The organism is Lutibacter profundi, assembly GCF_001543325.1.
In the GTDB taxonomy this organism is placed as follows: domain Bacteria; phylum Bacteroidota; class Bacteroidia; order Flavobacteriales; family Flavobacteriaceae; genus Lutibacter; species Lutibacter profundi.
Window position 1 is genome coordinate 1,238,787 of record NZ_CP013355.1, and the last position, 22,570, is coordinate 1,261,356.

Consider the following 22,570-nt stretch of genomic DNA (forward strand, 5'->3'; position numbering starts at 1 on the left):
TTTGAAACATTATAAGAATAGTAAATGTTACCTATAAAAAAGATTACACAAACGTATGAAGAGTATTAATTGTAACGGTTCATTAATAAATTTAGACACTCCAAAAATAATGGGAATTCTAAATATTACTCCTGATTCTTTTTTTGATGGAGGAAAATATAACGATCCAATTAATATTCTAAATCATGTTGATAAAATGCTAAATGAAGGTGCTACTTTTATTGATGTTGGCGCCTATTCTTCTCGCCCTGGAGCAAAACACATTTCAGAAGAAGAAGAATTAAACCGAATTTTACCAGTTATAAAACTTCTTAAAAGTAACTTTCCAAATATCCTTCTTTCTGTAGATACTTTTAGAAGTAATATTGCCAAACAATGTGTAAATAATGGAGCTTGTATGGTGAATGATATTTCAGCTGGAAATTTAGATACGGCCATGTTTTCAACTATTGCCAAATTACAAGTGCCTTATATAATTATGCACATGCAAGGCTCTCCACAAAATATGCAAGAGAATCCGAAATATCATGACGTTGTAAAAGATGTCCTTTTTTTCTTTTCAAAAAAAATACAAAAATTATATTCTTTGGGAATAAATGATGTTATTGCTGATGTTGGTTTTGGTTTTGGAAAAACAATAACACAAAACTATGAATTGCTAAAACAACTGGATTTGTTTCAAAATTTAGAAGTTCCAATTCTTACAGGACTTTCAAGAAAATCTATGTTGTTCAAACCTTTAAAAATTTCTCAAACTAACGCCTTAAATGCTACAACAGTTGCCAACACCATAGCGTTGTTAAAAGGGGCAAACATATTACGTGTTCACGATATAAAAGAAGCTATGGAAACTATTAAAATTGTTGAATTGTTAAATACTAATTAATGAAAAAAATAATATTACTTTTAGTTACTTTAGCATTGTTAGGTTGTGCTAAAAAAGAAGTTCAACTTCCCACATTGGCTGAAAAAGGATTGCATGAACTTTTTAATCACTCTGAAGTTTGGATATTCTTTGAAGTGAAGAATCATGATACTATTGCAGATGTAAATAGAAAAAACACCATAAGTACCACGCATTGGATTTTTAATATTGATAAAAGACTCCCTTTAAAAGCAATAATTCCGTCTATTCGTAAATTACAATATAAACATGCAAACTCAATTCATTCAGAAGAAGGAATGCATAATTATTTTAGTTATGCAGATACACTCTCAAAAAAACTTTCGTTTTTGAAATTTGATGGTATTATTTTTAAAACAGATAGCCTTTTATCTAAATATTTTATAAAAGAAAACCCTACAAAATACGTAAATTATAATAATATAAACCTCACTTTCAATCCTAATAATACTTGGATTAACGATGCGAAAATGGAGCGAGACGAATTAAAAACTACACTACTTGAATTTATTGATTTTTCTTCAGAAGGAAAAAAAACAATGTTGCATTTAAACTTCAATGAAAACTTATTGTATCAAGATTATTTATTTTACAAAACAATGATTCATAATTTTAAGAATAAATACATTGAAATAAATAAAATTGAATTTATTTTTAATCCAACTAAGGTACCTGATTGCGGTTGTGAATAGCTATTGAATATGCAATCTTTTTCCTACTTTTACAAAAACAACATAAATGCTCGATTTTTTAGACTTTTCTTTTTTAGATGCTTTAGACATTATTTTAGTTGCCATACTACTTTATTATGTTTATAAATTATTAAAAGGAACTGTTGCTATTAATATTTTTATTGGCATTGCTTTGGTAATATTTATATGGAAAATTACGGAGGCGCTTCAAATGAAAATGTTAAGTGGTTTACTAGGAGCTTTAATTAGTTTAGGAGCCATCGCCATACTTATTGTTTTTCAGCCTGAAGTTCGAAAATTTTTATTAATGTTAGGCTCTACAAATTTCACTAACAAAAGAAATTTTTTAAAACAACTAAATTTTTTAAAAACCGAAATCCAAACTACTACTGATGTAGAATCTATTGTAACAGCTTGTGAAGAGATGGCTTCAACTAAAACAGGAGCTCTAATAGTTTTAGAGCGTACCCAAAATTTAGATTTTGTGAAATTTTCCGGTGATAAAATGAATATAGAAATTAATAAACCCATTATAAAAAGTATTTTTTATAAAAATAGTCCTCTACACGATGGTGCTATTATTATTAAAGAAAATTTTATTATTGCCGCAAGAGTTATTTTACCGCTCTCTAACAAAAAATTACCTGCACGATTTGGTTTACGCCATAAAGCGGCTATAGGAATTTCTGAAAAAACCGATGCTCTTTGCTTGGTTGTTTCAGAAGAAACGGGACAAATGTCTTACATTAAAGATGGTGAATTTGTGTTGTTTAAAAACAGTAATGAGCTTATTGAAACTATTAGATATGATTTAAATTAGCGCAGTTATTATATAGAAAATAGAAGTTTAATTGTTATTGTTTTCGGATTAAAAGTTAAAATAGTAGAAAAGAACAAAACTTTGGATTTAGCTCTTAATTGCTATCAATTTTATACCGTATTGATAGCCGTTGTTGATACTCCATCATGTTAAAATCTATACTCCAACTTTAAAAGCAAAAACCTTTCAAGTAATCTAAATTCTGTTGTTGATGTGCCTATATCACTTATAGAAAATGTTCTAAATGTTTGTGTATTAAATAAGTTTTTACCTGTAAGTGCTATAGCTAGTTTGTTCTTTTTTATGGTATATCTTACATCAAAGTCCAAAAAATAATAGGTGTTGTTTTCTTTGTCGAGATTGCCAAAAAAGTAGTGTTCTGATTGAAATTGCATATTATATTTGTCATTAAATACAAATGACAAATCCAAGAAACTTACATTATCTGTAAAAGAATTATTAATTGTAGATGTTTCAATTTTATTGGTGTTCCATTTTGTGCCAATATGATAGTTGAAAATTCCTTTAAAACCAGAACGCAACTCTAAACCATAATTGTAATTGTTAGATGTAACTTCTCGTAATTCAGAATTATTTACAATATTTTTATAATTTGATTTTGAAAAACCAACATCTAATTTTAAATTAGATGATATTTTCTTGAAATAATAATCAAATTTTGAAGAAACACTTAATAATTCTTGGTCTTTTATGACTATTCTTTCCGATTGTGTAAAATTTTGATTGATTAAGGTATTACTTGAAAAGAAATCGAAATTTTTGTTATAAAAAACAAAAGTATTTGCAAAAAACCGGTCACTCCAATTCCCTAATTGATAATTAAAAAGTAGCGTAGACGCATTTAATTGACTAAATGTGCCTATTCCTTTTGAAAACGAACGAAAACCCGTTAGCACAAAATCATTATAAACATCCAAAATTTTTGCATTTGTAGTATTGTAAGAATAGGATGAAATAATTTTATTATTGCCATTTATTTTCCAATCTAAACCAATGCTTGGGTTTACAAAAAAAGGATTTTGATTTTCTGAAAAAGCATTAAATTCTAATTTATTGAATAATTGATGAAAACCTAATTTGCCTGTTATTGCAAAATCTTTGATTTTATAGCGATATTTTGTTTTTAAATATAAATCATTAGTTTGATGTTCTGTATTATTTTTAAAATCGTTTGGTGTTTCAAGAATTGTAAAATTTTCAAATAAGGTAAAAATTGTGTTTAGTTTGTCTTTTCTAAATTCATTACCAAATTGCAATTCCAATAAATCTCCGTTTATCTTTCTATCTAATAAATGGGCTTCAAAACCTGCAAATTGCATTTGATTTTCACTTTGTTGCTGTACATTATTAGCATTTGTAGAACTCGGAAATAAATCTTGATAGAAAAATTGGTTTATGCTATAATTTTGTGGTGTTTTTTCATTAATAAATCTTCCTGTAAGCAAAAACACTTTTTTGTCTTTAAACTTGTTTGAATACGTTATTTTTTGGTCAAAAAGTGTGTTGTCAGATTGCAGGTTTTCAATGGTAGATGTGCCATTAAAAACTAAATTGGATTGTTCATTTGTATTTCCACTATTAAATTTAGTAGTACTTTCTAGCATTTTAGTTTTTGAAATATTATAAGTGAAATCAATTTTACCGAAACCTATAGTTTTTTTATTCCTTAATTTAGAATCTTCGGTATTTGAAAAATTAGTTCCGTTTGCAGTTACATTATTAACAGAGTTTCTAAAAAAATATTGTTCATCCCAATTTAAAAAACCAAGTGTTTTGATTTTTAGTTTTTTTGTTGGATTAAAAATGACATTTAATGATAATAATTCTGCATTATTAAAATTAGTCCTACTTTTTTTAAAATTTAACGAGGTTTCAGATAAATCAATCAAATTTCTTACTTGTTGATTATCTCCAATACTTGCAGGTTCGTTAAATCGAAAAGGTCTAACCAAATTGTCAATATCGCCTGTTGCATCATTACCAATATTATTAAGATTAGTTAGAAAGTAAAATTTATTTTTCTTTCCAAAATTCATCAAATTACCAAGTAATTCATATCTATTATTAAAATCTGAACCAATTTTTATATTTCCAAACCAAATACGTTTTGATTTTTCGTTTAGTTTAAGGTTTAATGCCACTTTATTACTTTCTTCAACACCTTTTAACAAACGATTATTTGAATAATTTTTTAAAACTTCTACTTCTTCAATTGGATATGCAGGCATATTTTTAGATAGAATTTTGTAACCTTTTTCAAAAAGGTCATCGCCATCTATCATTAATTTCTCAATCTCTTGATTTCCTATTTTTATAGTCCCTTCTGCATTAATGTTTAATCCGGGTATTGTCTTTAACAAATCTTCAATGGTTTGCTCATTCCCTTTTTCATAGTATTTTGTTTTAAATATAACGGTATCTTTTTTTATAGACATTGGTAGTTCTGCCTGAATAATTACTTCATCTAATTCAAAAGATTTTTCTTTTAAAATCACATCTATTTTAATCTCTTTTTGCATTCCATCAATTTCTACAATAACGGTTTTACTTTCAAAACCTAACGAGGAAAAAGTTAGATTAAATTTGCCTTTATTAGTTATTATAGAGTAATAACCTTTTTTATCTGAGAAAGTATATTTATAAATCTTTTTTTTTATACTATCTTGAATTATAATATTTACAGATGACAATATACTGCCTTCACCATTAAGTATTTTACCAGTTATTATAGTTTGACCGTAAAATTTCAAAGTAAAAACAAAAAATAATATTTGGAATATATTATTAATTTTTATCATCTAAAATATCATTAAAATTCAATTCAATACCTGTTCTTTTTATTTCTATTTTTACAGAAATACCTCTTGGAAATTTTGTTTTGATTTTGTTTTTTAAATCTACTTTATCAATGTTTTTTCTATTTTTTAAATATTCTGACAAACTAATGTTAGTTGATTTATTAATTTCTTCATTGATTTTGGTAAAATCATATTGAAAAGGAATTTTAATTTTATTAAATTGAAAAATAACCTCTTTTGTTTCATCATATGCTTCTATAATTAAACCTGGCAAACCATTTAATTTCCAAGGTCCGTAAGAAACAGGAATAGTTGGTGCATACCAAGCATAATAAACTCTCCCTCTAAAATTGGTTTTTGCTTGTAAGCAAGTTATATTATTAAAAATTTTAGTTTTTGATAAAATTTCCCATTTTAATTGAGGTATTTTTTCATAAGAAAAATAGTTTTCTTCTGCTTTATTATGATTTTCAAATAGTAAACTCTTATTTTTATTAATATAGACTACATTAGTAGTAGTGTCAATCATAATTGTATTAGTTTCAAAGGGATTTTCAGAACTTTCGTAAATTCCTTTATCTTTTACCTTATATGAAAATAATGAATTTTCATTATCAAAAAACAAGGAAGAATTATATTCAATATTAGTACCAAAACTTAGAAATGTTTTGTACTCAATCTTTCCATTATTTTGAGAATAAACAGTAAATGATAGTAAAATTAAGAATGTAGTTATTGATTTCATTACATAGTGTTTTAGTTAATTGAAAAAAGGAATGTTTATTGTATTAAAGCAATAAACATTCTAAAATTTAAAATGTTATTTTAAAGCAGCTAATGCCTGTGCTTTCAACCTTTTGATTGTTGCACCTATCTCATCACAAGGTATTCCACTTGCAGAAACAGTTGCTGAGGCATATGTAGATCCTACGCCAACACTTACAGTTACTGATACAGATGCAGTACATTCGTCATCAGAAATATCTAACTGACTAGTATTAAAAGAATTGAAATCTTCAAAAGAATTAAAGTTAATATTCATAACAGTTGTTTCTGTTTCTGACATTGTTTTTACTTCTAATTTAACGTTTTCAACTGGATTTACATTTGAAGCAAATGCAAATGAAACGGTTAGTAATAATACTACTGATAATAATAAATTTTTCATAATGAAATAATTTAGTTGCTCTTTAAGGTCTTGAGCAGTTAGTTTTCGACCATTTTTCGGTAATCATCCAAAATTTGCATTCGTTTTACTTATCTCAGTTCAGTCTCTTTTTTTGGCGAGTTATTCTAAAACCGTCTTTCGTTTACGATTTTATTTTTGTTTTGAACTGCTTATTTTCAGCCGAATACGTCTTTCAGATGGCTACCTACATTTGATAAAACAACTATATAGTATATGTTTACAACTATGTAGTGTCTTTTTATTTTGTAAAAACTGCGAGGTGTATTACTTTTGTAATACTATCCTCTGTTTGTTATAGTAGCTATGTCATAGTTAGTGGTTTTAGGTTAAACAATGTATTCGCATATTTTGTTCTTAAAATGTTACAAACAGAGGATTTTATTTTTTTGGATACAATAATTAGATTCCTGCCTACGCAGGAATGACAAATATTTCAAAAAGTAACATGAATTTACAACAATTATTCCTTTCATTTTTGCAATTTTTTTGGAGTTTGTATCTTTTTTCTGGTTAAATGTAAAAAAAAAAAAAAAGACTTGGCAAAATTTTATTTTCTTTTATATGCTATATGTCAAAAGTTTATGGTTTTTGCATACTAAAGTAAGGAGAAAGCCTACTTTTAAGAAAATTTGTAGAGGTAAGTAGATAGTTTCATACGATTAATTTAATAAATTCTATTTGTATGTGTCAGGTCGAGCGCAGTCGAGACCTATTTATGTGTGATATAGTTCTCGACTGCGCTCGAACAGACAAATTATTTTTCATTACACTTTTATATTCAGTGTTTTACCATTTCAAATTTAGATGTAGTTATCTACTGACCTCTATAAATTTGTAGTTAATTATTTAATATCCTAAGTTCAACATAAAGATTTCTGATTATTAATTATTTACAAATGTTGTCGCAAAAAAAGGCTGTCATTCCTGCAAACCTACCTGTAGGCAGATAGATGCAGGAATCTAAATGCATCCTAATTTATGAATTTCTTGTCTTCAATAGGATGTAGAACAAGTTATTAACATCAGACTATATTGCCAGATTGATTACTTAAAAACATCAACTAAGCCACTTCGCTTGCGAATTGCATATCGTACAAATTTTTATAGTAGCCGTTTTTATGTAACAACTCTAAGTGAGAGCCCTGCTCCACAATTCTACCTTTGTCCATCACTATAATTTTATCAGCTTTTTTAACAGTAGTTAACCTATGCGCTATAATTATAGAAGTTTGGTGCCTCGTAATTTTATCAGTTGCTTGCTGAATTAATTTTTCAGAATAAGAGTCTATAGATGATGTTGCTTCGTCTAAAATTAATATGCTTGGCTTACTAACATAGGCACGTAAAAAGGCAATTAATTGCCGTTGTCCAGATGATAGCATTGCCCCTCTTTCTTTTACATTGTAATGGTAATTATTAGGCAAACTCATAATAAATTCGTGAATTCCTATTTCTTTGGCTGCGTTTTTTACTTCGTCTAACGTAATAGTTTCATTACTTAAAATAATATTATTAAAAATTGAATCTGAAAACAAAAACACATCTTGTAAAACAACTGCTATTTTCTTTCTCAATGATTTTAAGGTATATTGTTTAATATTTTGATTATCCACACATATTTCACCTTCATTAATTTCATAAAAACGATTTATTAAATTGATAATGGTAGATTTTCCTGCTCCTGTTGCACCAACTATAGCAACTGTTTCTCCTGCATTAACATTAAATGATATTCCTTTTAAAACTTCTTCACCTTCAATATAACTAAAATGTACATTTTTAAATGCAATGTTACCCTTAAAATCTTTAGCCTCAACTTTACCTGTTTTATCAATTTGACTATGAGTGTCTAAAACTTCAAAAACTCGATCACCAGCTACCATTCCCATTTGAAGTGTATTAAACTTATCGGCTATTTGGCGTAGTGGTCTAAATAACATTTGAGACATCATAATAAATGCAATAATCTGTCCGGCATCTGTTATTCCTTCATTTACAATATCTAAACTTCCATACCACACCAATAAACCAACGGCAATTGATGATAAAATTTCTGCTATTGGAAAGAAAATTGAATAATACCAAACAGTTCGTACATGTGCTTTTTTGTGCTTATTATTAATTTTTATAAAATTTTCATATTCAATTTTTTCACGGTTAAAAAGCTGAACTATATTCATACCTGTAACCCGCTCTTGTACAAAACCATTTAAATTGGCAACTTGTATTCTAACTTCTTGAAAGGCCGATTTTATAGCTATTTGAAATAATTTAGTAGCGTAAATTAAAATAGGAAGTATTATAAAAGCAATGAATGCTAATTTCCAGTTCATCCATAACATTACAATTGCAACCACAAACATTTTGAGTAAATCACTTATAATCATAAACAACCCTTGCCCAAAAAATTGCGCTATGGTTTCAGTATCTGACACTAATCGTGTAACTAATTTCCCTACGGAAGAATTATCAAAATAAGACATTTTAAACTGCAACATATGTTTTTGCAATTGAATCCTTATATCTTTAATAATATGCTGTCCCATCCAATTTACAATGTAAATAAATAAAAACTGTAAAATCACTTCTGCAAGTAAAAACAAAATCATTAATAAAGAATAATTTAAAAGGCCTTCTTTATCTTTATTCTCAAAATAAATCATGACAATTTTTTGCAATAAAATTGGTTTTGCTACTGAAACAATTGACATTAAAATTGCTGAAATAGTACTAACAATAAATTGCCATTTATACCTAGCTGCAAAACCCATTAAACGCTTAAATATTTTTGCGTCAAAAGCGTTCCCTGTAACTTTCTTACTCATTCATAAAAATTGTTTTTGGATAGGTAACGCTTGTTAAAAACAACCCTTGAGACGGTGCAGAAGTCCCTGCGTTACATCTATCTCTACTTTCAATTATTTGTTTAAAATCTTCCAATGTTATTTTATTATTGCCAACATCAAGTAATGTTCCTACAATTGCCCTCACCATATTTCTTAAAAATCTATCTGCTGTAATATGAAAAGTTAGCATTTTATCTGTTACAATCCATACTGCTTTTTTAATTTCACAATTATATGTTTTAACATTAGAATTGGCACGTGCAAAACTTTTAAAATTAGTGTAATTTAATAAAATTTTTGCCGCTTCATTCATTTTAATAATATTTAACTTTTTATTAGTAAGCTGCCAAGTAGTTTCAGTTAAAAAAGGATTTCTTCCTAAAAAAATACGATATTCATAACTTCTACTAGTTGCATCAAAACGTGCATGAGCATTTTTAGAAACTTTTGAAATATTATTTATAACAATATCATTTGGCAATAAGGAATTTAATCTATAAATTATATCTTTAATATCAATTTCATCATCAAAATCTACATGTGCAAAAAGCCGTTCAGCATGCACACCTGTATCTGTTCTTCCAGCACCAACCACATTTATTTCTGTTCGGAAAATAGTTGTAAAAGCATTGTTTATTAATTCCTGAATACTAATAGCATTTGGTTGTAGTTGCCAACCATGATAATTTGTTCCTTTATATGATAATTCAATAAAATATCTCAATTGAAATGTTATTTTTGTACAGCTGCAAATATACATCATATTTGTTATTTTGGATTTTATTTACTTATGAAAAAAATATTATTACTTTCTGATACCCATGGCTTTATTGATAGCCAAATATTAAAATTTATAAAAAAAGCCGATGAGGTTTGGCACGCTGGTGATATAGGGTCTCTTGAAGTTATTGACACTATTAAAAAAGTAAAACCTTTAAGAGCTGTTTATGGTAATATTGATAATGCTTTGATAAGAACTGAATACCCATTAGATGCTATATTTACCATTGAGAAAGTAAGCGTTTGGATAACACATATTGGCGGATATCCAAATAGATATGATCAAAGAATTAAAGAAAAGATTATAAAAAACCCTCCTCAATTATTTATTAGTGGGCATTCTCATATTTTAAAAGTGATTTTTGACAAAAAACTTAATTTATTACATATAAATCCAGGTGCAGTAGGAAAATATGGATTTCACAAAATAAGAACTATGGTTCGGTTTGAAATTCATGAAGGAACTATTTCTAATTTAGAAATTATAGAGTTAAACAACGTTTAATACACAATTGGAACTGAAATGAAAATTCGTGTCCCTGAGTTTGATGATACTATATTTATCAACCCTCCAAGAACGTGAATTCTAGCTTCTATTTGGCTTAATCCAATCCCTTTTTTATTACGTACTTTATCTACATCAAATCCTTTACCATCATCAAAAATAACAACTTGCAGATTCCCATTTAGCTGTTCTAATTTAATAACACCATTCTGGGCTTTGCTATGCTTTAACATATTATTCACTATTTCATTGATAATGTTAAAGAGTTTAATTTCAAAATTTTGGTTAAATCTGGTAATATTTTTTGAATTAACACTTATTTTCAAAGTAGAGTTTGAAGCTTTTTCACACAAATCTTGAACTGCTACAGTTAATCCAAATTTTAATAAAACTGATGATATTAATTTATGTGACAAATCTCTAATTTGATCTGCGGCGTCAGAAATAATAGCTTGAGACTTATCAATTTCAATGGGCGTACTATCCTTTAATTGCTTTTTACTTGCGTATAAATGTAAACTTGCAGCCGATAATAATGCACTAACATTATCATGTAAAACCGAAGCTATTTGTCTACGCTCTTCTATTCTACCGTCTAATGTTGCAACTAAAATTTTAGATTGGGCATCGCTTTTTACTTTTTCAATAGCACTATTATAAATAAGTTGCTCTTGTGCTATTTGAAGTTTATAATTTTTTTTGGAAAGTCTGTATAATTTAAAAATTATATAAATAACCAGTAATAAAATAACAGAAGCAATGCTCAACCCAAATGTCCAATATTCCGCTTTCAATCGTTTATTTTTTTCTATTTGAGCTTCTTTTTCTTTTTTAGCAACCTTATACTTAGATTCTATCTCTGCTATTTCTTTATACTTTAATTCTTGTTTTAAAGAATCATCAATAACCGAATATTTATCCTGATATTCATACGCTTTTTTATAATCATCTAAAGCACTGTATGCATAGGCCATATTTATGTAGGCTGATCGTCTTGTCTTTTTATCAAGTTCATTTTTCCCATTTCCTACAATTGACAAAGCCTTTTGAAACATTTTTAAAGACTCTTTATATTTACCTTGCATATAATATATACCGCCTAAATTATTTATAATTCCAGCCTCAATATCCAAATTACCGAGAATTTTTTGATAATTTGCAGCAATTTTTGAATGCTCAATGGCTTTATTATAATTAGCTTTCAAGTAATAAACACCAGATAAATTAGCATGTATTTTAGCTTTTAGATCTTCTTTATTTTTAATTTTTTTACCAATCTCAATCGCTTTAATATAATTAACCAATGCACTGTCAACAATACCATCTAACTGAAAGTTTCCTCCTTTCTTAAAATAAATATATTGAAGTGTTTCGTAATCTGATTTAATTAGTGGAATTATTTTACTGTAGTTTAAATTTGATTTTTTAAAATCGCCATTATCGCGTAAAATATCTGCTAACATTCTATGGCTATTAATAATAGCAACTGTATCTTTTTGATTTTCAACTTCATCAATTACTTTGTATAATTGCTGAAGAGCTTCCTTGGTTTTTCCTTGATTAATTAACTCTTTTATAGCAATTAATTTTTTATTTTTTAAATCAATTGAGAATTCAATTGGATGATTTAAATTATCTGCAGAAACACTTGCTATTAAAATTAAATTAATAAAAATTATAAATAATGCTCGTTTTAGAAACTTCATTATGTGATTTTAATGAAAATTAAACAATATTGTTTTTAACTGCATAAATAGCTAAACCTACTACATTTTTAACATTTAATTTACTAATTAAATTTTTTCTGTGTGTTTCAACTGTGTTTATGCTAATATGAAGTAATTTACTAATTTCTTTTGAGCTATATTGTTCAGCAATTAATTTCAAAACTTCTATTTCACGTGGAGTTAACGAACTAAAAAAAGAACTTTCTATAGATTCTCTATTACTTTTTATGGCATTATTTGTAAAAGTTGCAATTAACTTATCTTGAATACTTTTACTAAAATATTGCTTGCCTTTATAAACTACATTTATAGCTTCAATAATATTTTCGGCTGCACATTTTTTTGCTAAAAAACCACTAGCTCCAATTTTTAGAACTTCTTTAATAAGTTTGGTATCATCATAGCTTGATAATATAATAACTTTTTGCTGTAAGCCTTTTTTAAAAAAATATTGCAGTACGCCAACCCCGTCAATTTTTGGCATATTGATATCTAAAATTAGAATATCTGCAGTGTTTTTTTTAAACCAGTCAATCACATCTTCGCCATTAAGCGAATAACCAACAACTTCTATGTTTTTTTCGGATCCCAACACTGCAATAATACCATCTATTAATAGTTGATGATCGTCTGCAATATAAACTTTTATCTTTTCCAATATTTTCCCTGTTCCAAATTTATGACTAAATAACACAAAATTTATACCCAAAAGTAGTGAAATTTATTTCTAACTGTAAACCGTTATAAAAAAACCATTTCAAATTAAATTGAAATGGTTTTTTTGCACTAAATACACTAAGATAAAAGGTTTACCGTAATCTATCAACAGATTTTACAAGTTCTTCATCCTTCTTAATAGCCTTATTTGCAATTACTACAAATAAAATTGTTAAAATTGGAATAAACAACCCAATACCTTTCTCAGAAATTTTAATTTCTCCAGATAAGTTTTGTGAAAAATATACGATGATACCTAATAAAATAAAATTGGTCAAAATTGCTAATCGGCCTAACACAAATTGTAATTGCCTCTTTTTAAATTGAAAAATAGCAATAAATGTTAAAGCAGCTGAAACAAAAAATAGTATAGCCATTATTTTTAATGGTACACTTTCTGTTCGAAAGGAATCTATAACAAAAAAGCTAATTCCTTTATCATCAACCCAAAGATTAAATACAAATATTAACCCTCCTGAAAGGAGTGTTGCTAAAAGTAAATAAACAGATTGTATTCTTTGAATCATACCTAATAAAATAATTAAAAGCAAAAATACATTTTCTTTTTTAAAGAATAAAGATTACATATATAAAATAATTTCATATATTTGCGATGTTCCTATTACTTAGCGGTAAAGGAAAGCTACAACTAAAACAACTTGATTACCTCAAAGTTTAATTCACAAAAATTATTTAAAGAATAATTAAGATAGTCTTACATATTAATAATAATTACAACTAAACATAATGTTTGAAATTTCCCAATTAAAGGAGAAAACTCTTGTAGAGTTACAAGAAATCGCAAAAACTATTGGAGCTAAGAAGTTTAGTCAATTAAAAAAACTAGACTTAGTTTATTTAATACTTGACATTCAAGCCTCAACCCCAGCAAAAGTCATTAAAAATACACCTTCATCTAATGATGGTAAACCAAGACGAAGAAGAATTCAAAAAAAACCAAATGTTGCTAAAGTCAACAAGGTAACTGATAAAGATAATGCCCAAAAAGAACTTGCTTTAGAGGTTAATAAGGTAGAAGAACCTACAAAAAAAAGACCTGAACAAAAAAGAGAGGTGAAGGAACCTCAAAAAACAAATACGAAACAGCCTATTGTTAAACGTGAGGTTAAAAAACCTGAAAACAATACTACTCCTGTAGTTGATCAAACAAATCAACAAGAGAAAAAAGACCAAAAGGAAACTACTATCCAGCAGCATAACAAACCCAAACAACAAAATCATCCTAAGCAGGTAAATCATCCTAAACAAGTAAATCACCCTAAACAACAAAGACCAAATAATAGAGATAACAAAGGTCAACGTATTAATAATGGGAATAGATACAGGGATCCTGATTATGAATTTGATGGTATTATAGAAAGTGAAGGGGTTTTAGAAATGATGCCTGATGGTTATGGTTTTTTACGCTCTTCAGATTATAACTATTTATCTTCACCCGATGATATTTATTTATCTCAATCTCAAGTAAAATTATTTGGTTTAAAAACTGGTGATACAGTAAAAGGTGTAGTTAGACCTCCTAAAGAAGGGGAAAAATATTTTCCATTAATCCGTGTATCAAAAATTAATGGATTAAATCCTAATGTTGTTAGAGATCGTGTTTCATTTGAACATTTAACACCTCTATTCCCTGAAGAAAAATTTAATTTAGCTGGTAAATCTAGTACTTTATCAACACGAATTATTGATTTGTTTTCTCCAATAGGAAAAGGACAGAGAGGAATGATTGTTTCCCAACCAAAAACTGGTAAAACAATGTTACTTAAAGATATTGCAAATTCAATCGCTGCAAATCATCCTGATGTTTATCAAATTATTTTATTGATTGATGAAAGACCAGAGGAAGTAACTGATATGCAACGAAGTGTTAGAGGTGAAGTTGTTGCTTCAACCTTTGATGAGCCTGCAGACAAACACGTAAGAGTTGCCAATATTGTTTTAGAAAAAGCAAAACGCTTAGTTGAATGTGGACATGACGTTGTTATATTATTAGATTCAATAACACGTTTAGCAAGAGCTTACAATACTGTAGCTCCTGCTTCAGGTAAAATTTTATCTGGTGGTATTGATGCTAATGCTTTACACAAACCAAAACGTTTTTTTGGTGCAGCTCGTAACATTGAAAATGGAGGTTCTCTAACAATTATTGCTACTGCATTAACTGAAACTGGCTCAAAAATGGATGAAGTGATTTTTGAAGAATTTAAAGGAACAGGTAATATGGAACTTCAATTAGAAAGAAATATTTCTAACCGTAGAATCTACCCAGCCATTGATCTTGTTAAATCTAGCACTCGTAGAGATGATTTACTGTTAGATTCTAAAACTGTTAAACGTATGTGGGTACTACGAAAATACTTAGCTGATATGAACCCTGTTGAAGCAATGGAGTTTATTAAAGATAAAATACAGTTTTCAACTTCAAATGAAGAGTTTCTAATTTCAATGAACGGATAAAATTATTCTCAAACTCCAAATTATTCTATAAAAAAAAACCTGTTCATTTTAATGAACAGGTTTTTTTTATATATAACTTTTCTTTCTAAAAGAATTTACTTCTATTATCAACTACATCAGCTGTTTCTTTTAACACTTTAAATATTTGATATGTTTTAGCTTTAAGTATATTAGCCTTCCTTTTACTAAAAGTATTATAGTTTTCCAATTTAGTTGGAACTTCTCGTTTTATTACTTTAACAACAAATACCCCTTTGTCTCCTTCAATTTTATCTGATATTTCATTTATTGGTAGAGTTGACATTGCTCCTACAACAAAAGGCTCATTTCCTACACCAGAAATTAATGGACTTGCTAAAGTTACTGATGATGCCACGCGTACATTTGTATTACTATTTTTAGCTATCTCATCTAATGTACCTCCATTCATTTTTTCTTTAATTATAGCTGCTTTTTTCTCTTTTGTTAACTTTGAAAGAACTTCTTGAATAATTGAAGAACTCATAACCAAATCTCCTTCTTCAGTTTTATCACTTAGCACAACTACAGCATAGCTTCTTTTACCTGTAACTTCAATATCAAAACGTTTTGAATCTCCAGGGTCCCTTTCATCGTTAAAAGCCCAAGTAACTATTTGTCGTTGAGTACCTATCCCTGGAACGTTTTCATCTAATTCTTTTAAATTAACTGCTAATTGAACTTTATAATCTAATTCTTTTGCTAAATCATCTATATTTTTACCTTCATCTAAATTGGCAGCTAATGTTTCTGCTTTCTCAAAAATAGTGTTTTCTGTTGCTTCAGAAGGTTCAATTAAACGAGCAAAAGTTGCTAATCTTACCGCTTTTTTAGGTTTCGTTTGGTCGTTTATTTTAATTATGTGATAACCAAATGCTGTTTCAACAATTTTTATACTTCCTTTTTTATTTTTAAAAATAAAATTTGCAAAATCCTTATCAAAACTTGCTGAAAAGGCTTGATCTTTTCTTACCCAACCTATAGATCCTCCTTTTCCTTTTGTTCCGTCAGAATTTATCTTATCAGCAATCTCAACAAACTTAGACTTGTTGTTTTTTACAATTGCAAAAATACTATCTGCTGTTTTTTTAGCTGCTTCTTTAGTTTTTGTTGAAGTTGATCTTGTTGCTCCTTTATAAGGAACTATGATATGACTCGATTTTACAGAATCTGGCAATTGTAAAATTTCAACAATTTTAGATATTTTGTAGTAGCCATTATCTTTGTAAGGTCCAACAACATCTCCTAAAGAACCCTCAAAAATTGCTTCCGAAATATTTGCTGGAACTTGGTTTTTAAACTTATAGCTGTTATCTATTGATAAATCAGATTTGTTATCATTTAAAAACTCTTCATAATTGGTAGTAGTTTTAAACCCTTTTACTTTTACCGTGGTTTTAGCAGCGTTGCTATATTCTTCTCTATCATTAATAAAACTAGCTACAACATTTTTAATATCTTCTTCATCAGCTTTAGACGGTTCTATATCAAATTTTACATATTTCAAAGTACGTGTAGCCTCTGATTTGAAAATTTTAGAAGTTTTCTCAATATAATCTTTTATTTCACTTTTTGTAACAGTTACCAAACTATCGGGAACTGATGTGTATGGAACAAATACATATTTTGCGTCTATTTTGGTGTTGTTAAACATATAATCTCTTTCGCCTTCTTTTAACGAAGCTCCAAGACCATCTTTTACCAAAGATGTATAGGCTAACCTTTGTAAATTTTGTTTGATACTTTTTTCTGTTGCTAACCAATTAGACCAAGCCTTTGTGTTCCCTGCTTCAGCCTCATCTTTCATATTAGCAATATATTCTTTAAGTTTTTCTTGATCAAAAAGATTTATATCATTTTTAAATAGAGGTGAATTTTGAATTTCTGGTAGTGCAATCATTGCATCCCATATGTCTTTCTCTCCTACTACTATTCCGGCCTTTTCTAGCTCAGATTCAAATATTTTATCACTTAACATGGAATTCCATACAGCATTTACTGCTTGCATTTGAGTTGCTCTACCTCTGCTTTGTGATCTATAAACTTCAACCTGCCTTGCAAACTCTTCTCTATCTATATTTTCACCGTTAATTTCACCGATTGAATTGACTTTACTTGAGCTAAAAAAACTTTGAATTGACGATGGATCAAGTACAAATGCAAAAAGTGCTAACCCTACTATTAGGATTAAGAACATTGAACGATCTCTAATTTTTGATAAAATTGCCATTATATTATTTCTTTTTATTTCTTTTATTACAGTGAGCGAAAATACAATTAAGTATTTAATTATGAAAGTGAAATAATTATAATTAACGGTAAAAACGAAGTATTTTAACTATTATACATAATTAATCTATTTTGTCTAATATTTTTAGGTAAACTTCCTTTATTTTTGAGGCATCTACCTTTAACATTTTAAAATATAAATTATCTATTTCTATAATTTCATCTTGTTTTGGAATATCTTCATTATGATAAACTATAAAACCTCCTAAAGTTTCATAGGCTTCATTTTCTTCTAAATTTAAATTGTAAGTTTCATTAAGATAATCTACTTCCAAACGTGCTGAAAACTCAAATTCTCTATTATTAATTTTATTTTCAAGCAAATTAACCGTATCGTGTTCATCTATAATTTCCCCAAATAATTCTTCTACAACATCTTCAATGGTAATAATACCTGAAGTTCCTCCAAATTCGTCCAAAACAACTGAAATACTTTTCTTCTTTTTTATTAAAATATTTAATACGTCATTTATCATCATACTTTCTGGTACAAAATCTACAGCTAGTATAATTGACCTAATATTTGTAGGCTTTTTAAATAATTCAAAAGCATGAGCATAACCTAACACATCATCTAATGAGTTATTATACACTAAAATTTTGGAATAACCCGTTTCAATAAATAGTTTTTTTAAATTTTCAATAGTTTCATTAATATCAACAGCAACAATTTCAGTACGTGGTATCATAATTTCACGTGCTTTAACATTATCGAAGACTAATGCATTTTGAAAAATTTGAATTTCTGAATCTACTTCATCTTCATTTTTGGTGTTTTCTAACTGCTTCGTAATATAATTCCCTAATTCTTCTTTACTAAACGCAGTTTTATTTTTAACTTTAGGAGAGTTAAAAAAAGTTGTTAAAAAATAATCTGAAATAAGTGTAATAAAATCTGATATAAAATGAAAAATAATAAAAAAGAAGTAAGCTAAAGGCGCAAAAATTAGAAGGGCTTCATTTGCATAGATTCTAAATATTGCTTTCGGTAAAAATTCAGCAGTTACTAAAATTACAATTGTTGAAATTGTGGTTTGAATTAATAATATTGAAAACTCGTTTAATTGATTTAGTGGTAAAAACTGAAGCAAAAGTTTCCCCATAAAGAAGCTATAAATTACTAAAGTAATATTATTACCAACAAGCATTGTGGTAATAAATTTAGAAGATTTTAACGTTAATTTATTCAATATTTTTGAAGTAAAGCCTTCTTTCTTTTTTTCTATTTCAATTTGGAATTTATTTGCTGAAATATATGCTATTTCCATCCCCGAAAAAAAGGCAGAAAGCAATATAGAAATTAATATAACCGCAATTTGAAATTCCATTTATTTTTTATTTCTATTTTCAAATTTTTTTCTAAATCGTTTTCTAAAAAAATACATAAAAATAGCTAAAACAGAAAACAATAATAATAAATACGCTTTTTGAGTACCCCAATTTATAATGGTTTCAATAATAAATACAATTGCTATAATTAAATAACCATATTCAAATATTTTCCAAATTTTTTGCATTTTTTAATCTTTAATATTAATAATACCACTTTGATTTTTAACCCACCACTTTTTTAAATCTTCAGAAGCTTCAAACCCTGTTCCGCTAATTGTATCAGTTGGTGTATAAAATATAAATTTCTCTTCCGTAAAATAATAATGTGTTTTTTGATCCCAATAAATTTGATTTGTTGTTAACTTATTTTTTTGGGCATAATTAATAATTATCACATTATTTTCTATCTCAGATACTGCTGTTTTTTTATAACTTTTGGCATAATCTCCTTCAATAGTAACTGAGTCTCCATTTTTTTCAATAGATGTAATTTTTATCCCTTTTGGAAATTCAGAGTATGGATGAAGGCTTCTATTACTAAAATCAAGCATTAGTGGTGCTCTCATTCTAATATCAATTCTTCCTGAATCTGTATGTCTTAGGTTTATGTTATATGCCTCTCCAATTGGCAGGTTTTTATCAGCTAAAAAATCTCTCACTTCTTTTGGATCATTTGTACATGAAAAAAACATTGCTACTGTTAACACAATAGCAATGTTTATAATTTTATTTACAACTGATTTTGTCATTTGACAAATATATCAATTATACTGTTTTAAATCTAATCTTTTGAACGAACTCTCACTGTTTCATTTATCCAACACCCTATTTTATGAGGAGTCCCTGGTTTAACACCAGCCACAAATAAATCTTTTTTAGAAGGCATATTTTCTGAATAGGCTCTAATATATTTATTAGCTAATCTACTAATACTTGGATCTATAGATTTTGCTTTTACTGCTTTGTTATACGCTGCAACGTATACCATTCTTTTTGAAACTACATCTGTTCCACAAGAATTAGCACTTGACGCATACATAGAGGCAATTATTAAATAAGCCTTACCCATAGTTGGTGCATTTTTTAAAGCTCTATACGCATAGTTTCTAGCTTCACTTTTTCTTCCTTTTTTACTTAAAATTTGGGAAACTTTCAACAAAAATCCTGCTTTTTTGTATGAATCTGTTTCTTCTTCAATGGCTTTTTTAAAATAATCCATCGCTTTATTAGTTTCGCCATTTTTTAATAAGAAGCCTGCATAATATACATAGGCACTAGAAGATGGATCTGCTTCAACATAAGCCTCAACTAATGTATCATAAAATGGGTCTTCTGTACATTCTTTGTTATACATTCTTGATACGGCTCTTTTCAACCAAATTTTATCATTTTTATTTTTTTCATAGTTCTTTTTATTTAAAGGAATTAAATTTTCACAAGTTGAAATAGCTGATAATTTAGCATCTAACCCTCCTTCAACAATAGATAAGTTTGTAAGTATTTGTTGATATATTTTTCTTTTTTTCTTATCTTTAGAACTTAATGTTGTAGAATCTTTAGCGTTAATTGCCTCTATTTTTTTTGAGTATGCTGCTCTTTTTAATTCTAATCCTTCTCCTACTTCATCATACGTGTCAAAAACTTTTTGAGGGTTATTATCTTTATATTTATTCAAAATAATATCAAAATATTTGTACAAATTTTTAGGAGACACCTCTGTTGGGTCTTCTTTAAAAGATTTTTCAATCCAACTATACACATCTTCTTCTGATGCTCCCTGTTCAGCCTTAAACGTAGCAATTTTATCATATATTTTTGCTGCATCTTTAGGGAAATATTTTAACCTTTGGTTATACACTCTCATAACCAAATCGGCAGCAGCAGCTTTCTCACTTTCTGGAGCATTTTCAAGTTTGTGCTCAGCAATTTTAATACCATACTTATATATGTTAACTGAAAGTTGAGGGCAATTATCCATACACCACATCCAATTTTCAAAGGCATTATCATATTTTTTAGCTTTAAAATCTCCTTTAAAGAGATTGTATTTCATTAATTTCTCTCTATCTATTTCAGATTGTTCTTGAGAAAACAACATTGTTGTTGAAATTAATACAAATAATAAAGCTAAAATTTGTTTCATTTTTTTCATCTTCTTATCATTTTTAATTAAAATATTTCTATCTTTTTAAACCACTTATCATTTAGCGAAAGACTTAATCTAAAGTTGAAATAATTTTCTTGCACTAAACCATCGGTTGTTTTACCTCTTTTACCAAATTCAAATCCAAGATTAATATTTGATAATTGTTGACTCAATGGTAATCCTACTCCAAAAGATATGCCAAAATCATCAACGGCTGTAAAATCTACTCCATTTCCCACAGCATCAACTAATAATCCTGTTTTTTCAAATTTCAATCCCGCTCTATATGTAACTCTTTCCCAATAACTTGAAATAGAATTAAATTTGGGGATATAAAATCCTCCAATTGCCATTTTACTATATTTATCGTACTTTATTTTTGAATAGCTATTAAAAATACTACCCTGTAATTCTAATGCATTTTGAAAACTATAATCTGCACCTATAAACCATTTATACTCTTTTCCAACACCTATTCCTAAACTAGTTTTTACAGGAGATTTTAAATAACCTACACTCTCTACACTTAGTATAGTATCCCGAGGCGATTCAAATGATGCTATAGATACTGAATATAAATACTCATTTCCTTCTGTATCTATGGTATTACTTAATTCAAAGCTAGCCCCTAAATTTAAATCTACTTTTTTATTTAAAGCAGTTTTATATTGAAATCCTACATCTAAAGAATAACCTTTCACATTAGATCGTGTTTCATATTTAGTAGCCAGTGAAGCTCCTTCTTGTTGGTTAATTATACTATTTTCAATTTTACCAAACACATAGTTTCCTTGCAAACCTACACTAAATCCTTTAAATGCTTTGTAACCAAAGTTTAAAAAAACTCTATTGGTACCTCCATCACCATTATATAATGTAGCTTCTTTTAAAATATTCTCATTATCAAAAACACTTGAAACTAAAGAGTAGCCAACTGAAGAATTAGGCAACAATCCAAAAGACATTCCCGCTTTATCTCCTATTGGGACTCCAAAGGCCAAGTAAGAAAGGTACGTTGTACCCGCTTTTTGCTTATCATTACCATCTTTAGCACTCATATTTATATTTTCAAAAGCCAGCGTATAATTTGTAAACGACAAAAAAGCCACAGCTGCTGGATTAGAGAAATTCAAGTGATATGCATCATTAAAAGCAACTCCAATTCCTCCCATACTCAGCTGTTCAACGGTATTTATATTGTTTTTATCTCCAATTCCAAAAAAAGAATAAGCTGATGTATTATTTTTTTGTGCAAAACTAAAAACCGAAACAAATAGTGTTATTATTACTATTATTTTTCTTGTCATT

The 22,570-nt window shown here is 27.9% G+C and carries 19 protein-coding genes; 5 read left to right on the forward strand and 14 right to left on the reverse strand.

Annotation, left to right across the window (positions count from 1 at the left end; all coding sequences use genetic code 11):
* The first annotated feature begins 55 nt into the window (after nucleotides 1–55).
* The 3 genes from folP to cdaA are packed head-to-tail and all read left to right on the forward strand — an operon-like array spanning nucleotide 56 to nucleotide 2,416.
* The gene (folP, locus tag Lupro_RS05555; RefSeq protein ID WP_227807486.1) at nucleotides 56–886 is read left to right on the forward strand and encodes a dihydropteroate synthase; all 831 of its coding nucleotides are present in this window, start codon (nucleotides 56–58) and stop codon (nucleotides 884–886) included.
* Entirely contained in the window at nucleotides 886–1,596 is a 711-nt protein-coding gene (locus Lupro_RS05560) for a hypothetical protein (RefSeq protein ID WP_068207074.1), read from the forward strand. Before folP ends, Lupro_RS05560 begins: the two co-directional genes overlap by 1 nt.
* Nucleotides 1,597–1,642: 46 nt before the next feature.
* A complete protein-coding gene (gene cdaA / locus Lupro_RS05565) occupies nucleotides 1,643–2,416 on the forward strand; it encodes a diadenylate cyclase CdaA (protein ID WP_068207078.1) in 774 nt (257 codons plus the stop codon).
* Nucleotides 2,417–2,565: 149 nt separating this feature from the next.
* On the opposite strand, the gene Lupro_RS05570 is transcribed toward cdaA, so the two are convergent.
* The 5 genes from Lupro_RS05570 to truA form a co-directional block, all read right to left on the reverse strand.
* Nucleotides 2,566–5,235 carry a carboxypeptidase-like regulatory domain-containing protein gene (locus Lupro_RS05570; RefSeq protein ID WP_068207081.1) on the reverse strand — a complete coding sequence of 890 codons (2,670 nt, stop codon included), beginning with the start codon at nucleotides 5,233–5,235 and terminating at the stop codon, nucleotides 2,566–2,568.
* The gene (locus Lupro_RS05575; RefSeq protein WP_068207084.1) at nucleotides 5,222–5,980 is read right to left on the reverse strand and encodes a GLPGLI family protein; all 759 of its coding nucleotides are present in this window, start codon (nucleotides 5,978–5,980) and stop codon (nucleotides 5,222–5,224) included. The genes Lupro_RS05570 and Lupro_RS05575 overlap by 14 nt, the downstream gene beginning before the upstream one ends.
* A 75-nt stretch (nucleotides 5,981–6,055) precedes the next feature.
* Nucleotides 6,056–6,403 (reverse strand): hypothetical protein, encoded by a 348-nt coding sequence (locus Lupro_RS05580; protein ID WP_068207087.1) that lies wholly within the window; start codon nucleotides 6,401–6,403, stop codon nucleotides 6,056–6,058.
* Between the two features lie 1,082 nt (nucleotides 6,404–7,485).
* Complete coding sequence (locus tag Lupro_RS05585) at nucleotides 7,486–9,249, reverse strand: ABC transporter ATP-binding protein (RefSeq protein ID WP_068207090.1); 1,764 nt, start codon at nucleotides 9,247–9,249, stop codon at nucleotides 7,486–7,488.
* Nucleotides 9,242–10,033 carry a tRNA pseudouridine(38-40) synthase TruA gene (gene truA, locus Lupro_RS05590; RefSeq protein ID WP_335339135.1) on the reverse strand — a complete coding sequence of 264 codons (792 nt, stop codon included), beginning with the start codon at nucleotides 10,031–10,033 and terminating at the stop codon, nucleotides 9,242–9,244. The genes Lupro_RS05585 and truA overlap by 8 nt, the downstream gene beginning before the upstream one ends.
* Before the next feature lie 27 nt (nucleotides 10,034–10,060).
* On the opposite strand from truA, the gene Lupro_RS05595 reads away from it, so the two are divergent.
* Nucleotides 10,061–10,555: a metallophosphoesterase family protein gene (locus Lupro_RS05595; RefSeq protein ID WP_068207096.1), complete on the forward strand. Its 495-nt coding sequence runs from the start codon at nucleotides 10,061–10,063 to the stop codon at nucleotides 10,553–10,555.
* On the opposite strand, the gene Lupro_RS05600 is transcribed toward Lupro_RS05595, so the two are convergent.
* From Lupro_RS05600 to Lupro_RS05610, 3 genes are all read right to left on the reverse strand, one after another.
* Nucleotides 10,552–12,261 carry a tetratricopeptide repeat-containing sensor histidine kinase gene (locus Lupro_RS05600; RefSeq protein ID WP_068207099.1) on the reverse strand — a complete coding sequence of 570 codons (1,710 nt, stop codon included), beginning with the start codon at nucleotides 12,259–12,261 and terminating at the stop codon, nucleotides 10,552–10,554. The genes Lupro_RS05595 and Lupro_RS05600 overlap by 4 nt on opposite strands.
* A 19-nt stretch (nucleotides 12,262–12,280) precedes the next feature.
* The gene (locus Lupro_RS05605) at nucleotides 12,281–12,991 is read right to left on the reverse strand and encodes a response regulator (RefSeq protein WP_227807487.1); all 711 of its coding nucleotides are present in this window, start codon (nucleotides 12,989–12,991) and stop codon (nucleotides 12,281–12,283) included.
* Nucleotides 12,992–13,091: 100 nt separating this feature from the next.
* Nucleotides 13,092–13,526, reverse strand: coding sequence for a DUF4293 domain-containing protein (locus Lupro_RS05610; protein WP_068207102.1), 435 nt, complete (start codon nucleotides 13,524–13,526; stop codon nucleotides 13,092–13,094).
* 220 nt (nucleotides 13,527–13,746) lie between these two features.
* Between Lupro_RS05610 and rho the strand changes: the two genes are divergently transcribed.
* A complete protein-coding gene (gene rho / locus Lupro_RS05615; protein ID WP_068207105.1) occupies nucleotides 13,747–15,477 on the forward strand; it encodes a transcription termination factor Rho in 1,731 nt (576 codons plus the stop codon).
* Between the two features lie 85 nt (nucleotides 15,478–15,562).
* Here rho and Lupro_RS05620 read toward each other — a convergent pair whose 3' ends face one another.
* From Lupro_RS05620 to Lupro_RS05645, 6 genes are all read right to left on the reverse strand, one after another.
* Nucleotides 15,563–17,725, reverse strand: a complete 2,163-nt coding sequence (locus Lupro_RS05620) for a peptidylprolyl isomerase (RefSeq protein ID WP_068207108.1) — start codon at nucleotides 17,723–17,725, stop codon at nucleotides 15,563–15,565.
* Between the two features lie 121 nt (nucleotides 17,726–17,846).
* Nucleotides 17,847–19,112 carry a hemolysin family protein gene (locus Lupro_RS05625; RefSeq protein WP_082703862.1) on the reverse strand — a complete coding sequence of 422 codons (1,266 nt, stop codon included), beginning with the start codon at nucleotides 19,110–19,112 and terminating at the stop codon, nucleotides 17,847–17,849.
* Nucleotides 19,113–19,301, reverse strand: coding sequence for a hypothetical protein (locus tag Lupro_RS05630; protein ID WP_068207111.1), 189 nt, complete (start codon nucleotides 19,299–19,301; stop codon nucleotides 19,113–19,115).
* Between the two features lie 3 nt (nucleotides 19,302–19,304).
* On the reverse strand, nucleotides 19,305–19,865 hold the full coding sequence (gene lptC, locus Lupro_RS05635; protein ID WP_082703863.1) for an LPS export ABC transporter periplasmic protein LptC: 561 nt from the start codon (nucleotides 19,863–19,865) through the stop codon (nucleotides 19,305–19,307).
* A gap of 32 nt (nucleotides 19,866–19,897) precedes the next feature.
* Nucleotides 19,898–21,268, reverse strand: coding sequence for a tetratricopeptide repeat protein (locus Lupro_RS05640; protein ID WP_068207113.1), 1,371 nt, complete (start codon nucleotides 21,266–21,268; stop codon nucleotides 19,898–19,900).
* A gap of 17 nt (nucleotides 21,269–21,285) precedes the next feature.
* Entirely contained in the window at nucleotides 21,286–22,569 is a 1,284-nt protein-coding gene (locus Lupro_RS05645) for a BamG family beta-barrel-assembly machinery protein (protein ID WP_068207114.1), read from the reverse strand.
* Nucleotide 22,570 lies beyond the last annotated feature (1 nt).

Excerpts from the sequence above, each read along its gene's own strand:
- folP (WP_227807486.1), top strand. The coding sequence starts at position 56 with ATGAAGAGTATTAATTGTAACGGTTCATTAATAAATTTAGACACTCCA.
- Lupro_RS05560 (WP_068207074.1), top strand. The coding sequence starts at position 886 with ATGAAAAAAATAATATTACTTTTAGTTACTTTAGCATTGTTAGGTTGT.
- cdaA (WP_068207078.1), top strand. The coding sequence starts at position 1,643 with ATGCTCGATTTTTTAGACTTTTCTTTTTTAGATGCTTTAGACATTATT.
- Lupro_RS05570 (WP_068207081.1), bottom strand. The coding sequence starts at position 5,235 with ATGATAAAAATTAATAATATATTCCAAATATTATTTTTTGTTTTTACT.
- Lupro_RS05575 (WP_068207084.1), bottom strand. The coding sequence starts at position 5,980 with ATGAAATCAATAACTACATTCTTAATTTTACTATCATTTACTGTTTAT.
- Lupro_RS05580 (WP_068207087.1), bottom strand. The coding sequence starts at position 6,403 with ATGAAAAATTTATTATTATCAGTAGTATTATTACTAACCGTTTCATTT.
- Lupro_RS05585 (WP_068207090.1), bottom strand. The coding sequence starts at position 9,249 with ATGAGTAAGAAAGTTACAGGGAACGCTTTTGACGCAAAAATATTTAAG.
- truA (WP_335339135.1), bottom strand. The coding sequence starts at position 10,033 with ATGATGTATATTTGCAGCTGTACAAAAATAACATTTCAATTGAGATAT.
- Lupro_RS05595 (WP_068207096.1), top strand. The coding sequence starts at position 10,061 with ATGAAAAAAATATTATTACTTTCTGATACCCATGGCTTTATTGATAGC.
- Lupro_RS05600 (WP_068207099.1), bottom strand. The coding sequence starts at position 12,261 with ATGAAGTTTCTAAAACGAGCATTATTTATAATTTTTATTAATTTAATT.
- Lupro_RS05610 (WP_068207102.1), bottom strand. The coding sequence starts at position 13,526 with ATGATTCAAAGAATACAATCTGTTTATTTACTTTTAGCAACACTCCTT.
- rho (WP_068207105.1), top strand. The coding sequence starts at position 13,747 with ATGTTTGAAATTTCCCAATTAAAGGAGAAAACTCTTGTAGAGTTACAA.
- Lupro_RS05620 (WP_068207108.1), bottom strand. The coding sequence starts at position 17,725 with ATGGCAATTTTATCAAAAATTAGAGATCGTTCAATGTTCTTAATCCTA.
- Lupro_RS05625 (WP_082703862.1), bottom strand. The coding sequence starts at position 19,112 with ATGGAATTTCAAATTGCGGTTATATTAATTTCTATATTGCTTTCTGCC.
- Lupro_RS05630 (WP_068207111.1), bottom strand. The coding sequence starts at position 19,301 with ATGCAAAAAATTTGGAAAATATTTGAATATGGTTATTTAATTATAGCA.
- lptC (WP_082703863.1), bottom strand. The coding sequence starts at position 19,865 with ATGACAAAATCAGTTGTAAATAAAATTATAAACATTGCTATTGTGTTA.
- Lupro_RS05640 (WP_068207113.1), bottom strand. The coding sequence starts at position 21,268 with ATGAAAAAAATGAAACAAATTTTAGCTTTATTATTTGTATTAATTTCA.
- Lupro_RS05645 (WP_068207114.1), bottom strand. The coding sequence starts at position 22,569 with ATGACAAGAAAAATAATAGTAATAATAACACTATTTGTTTCGGTTTTT.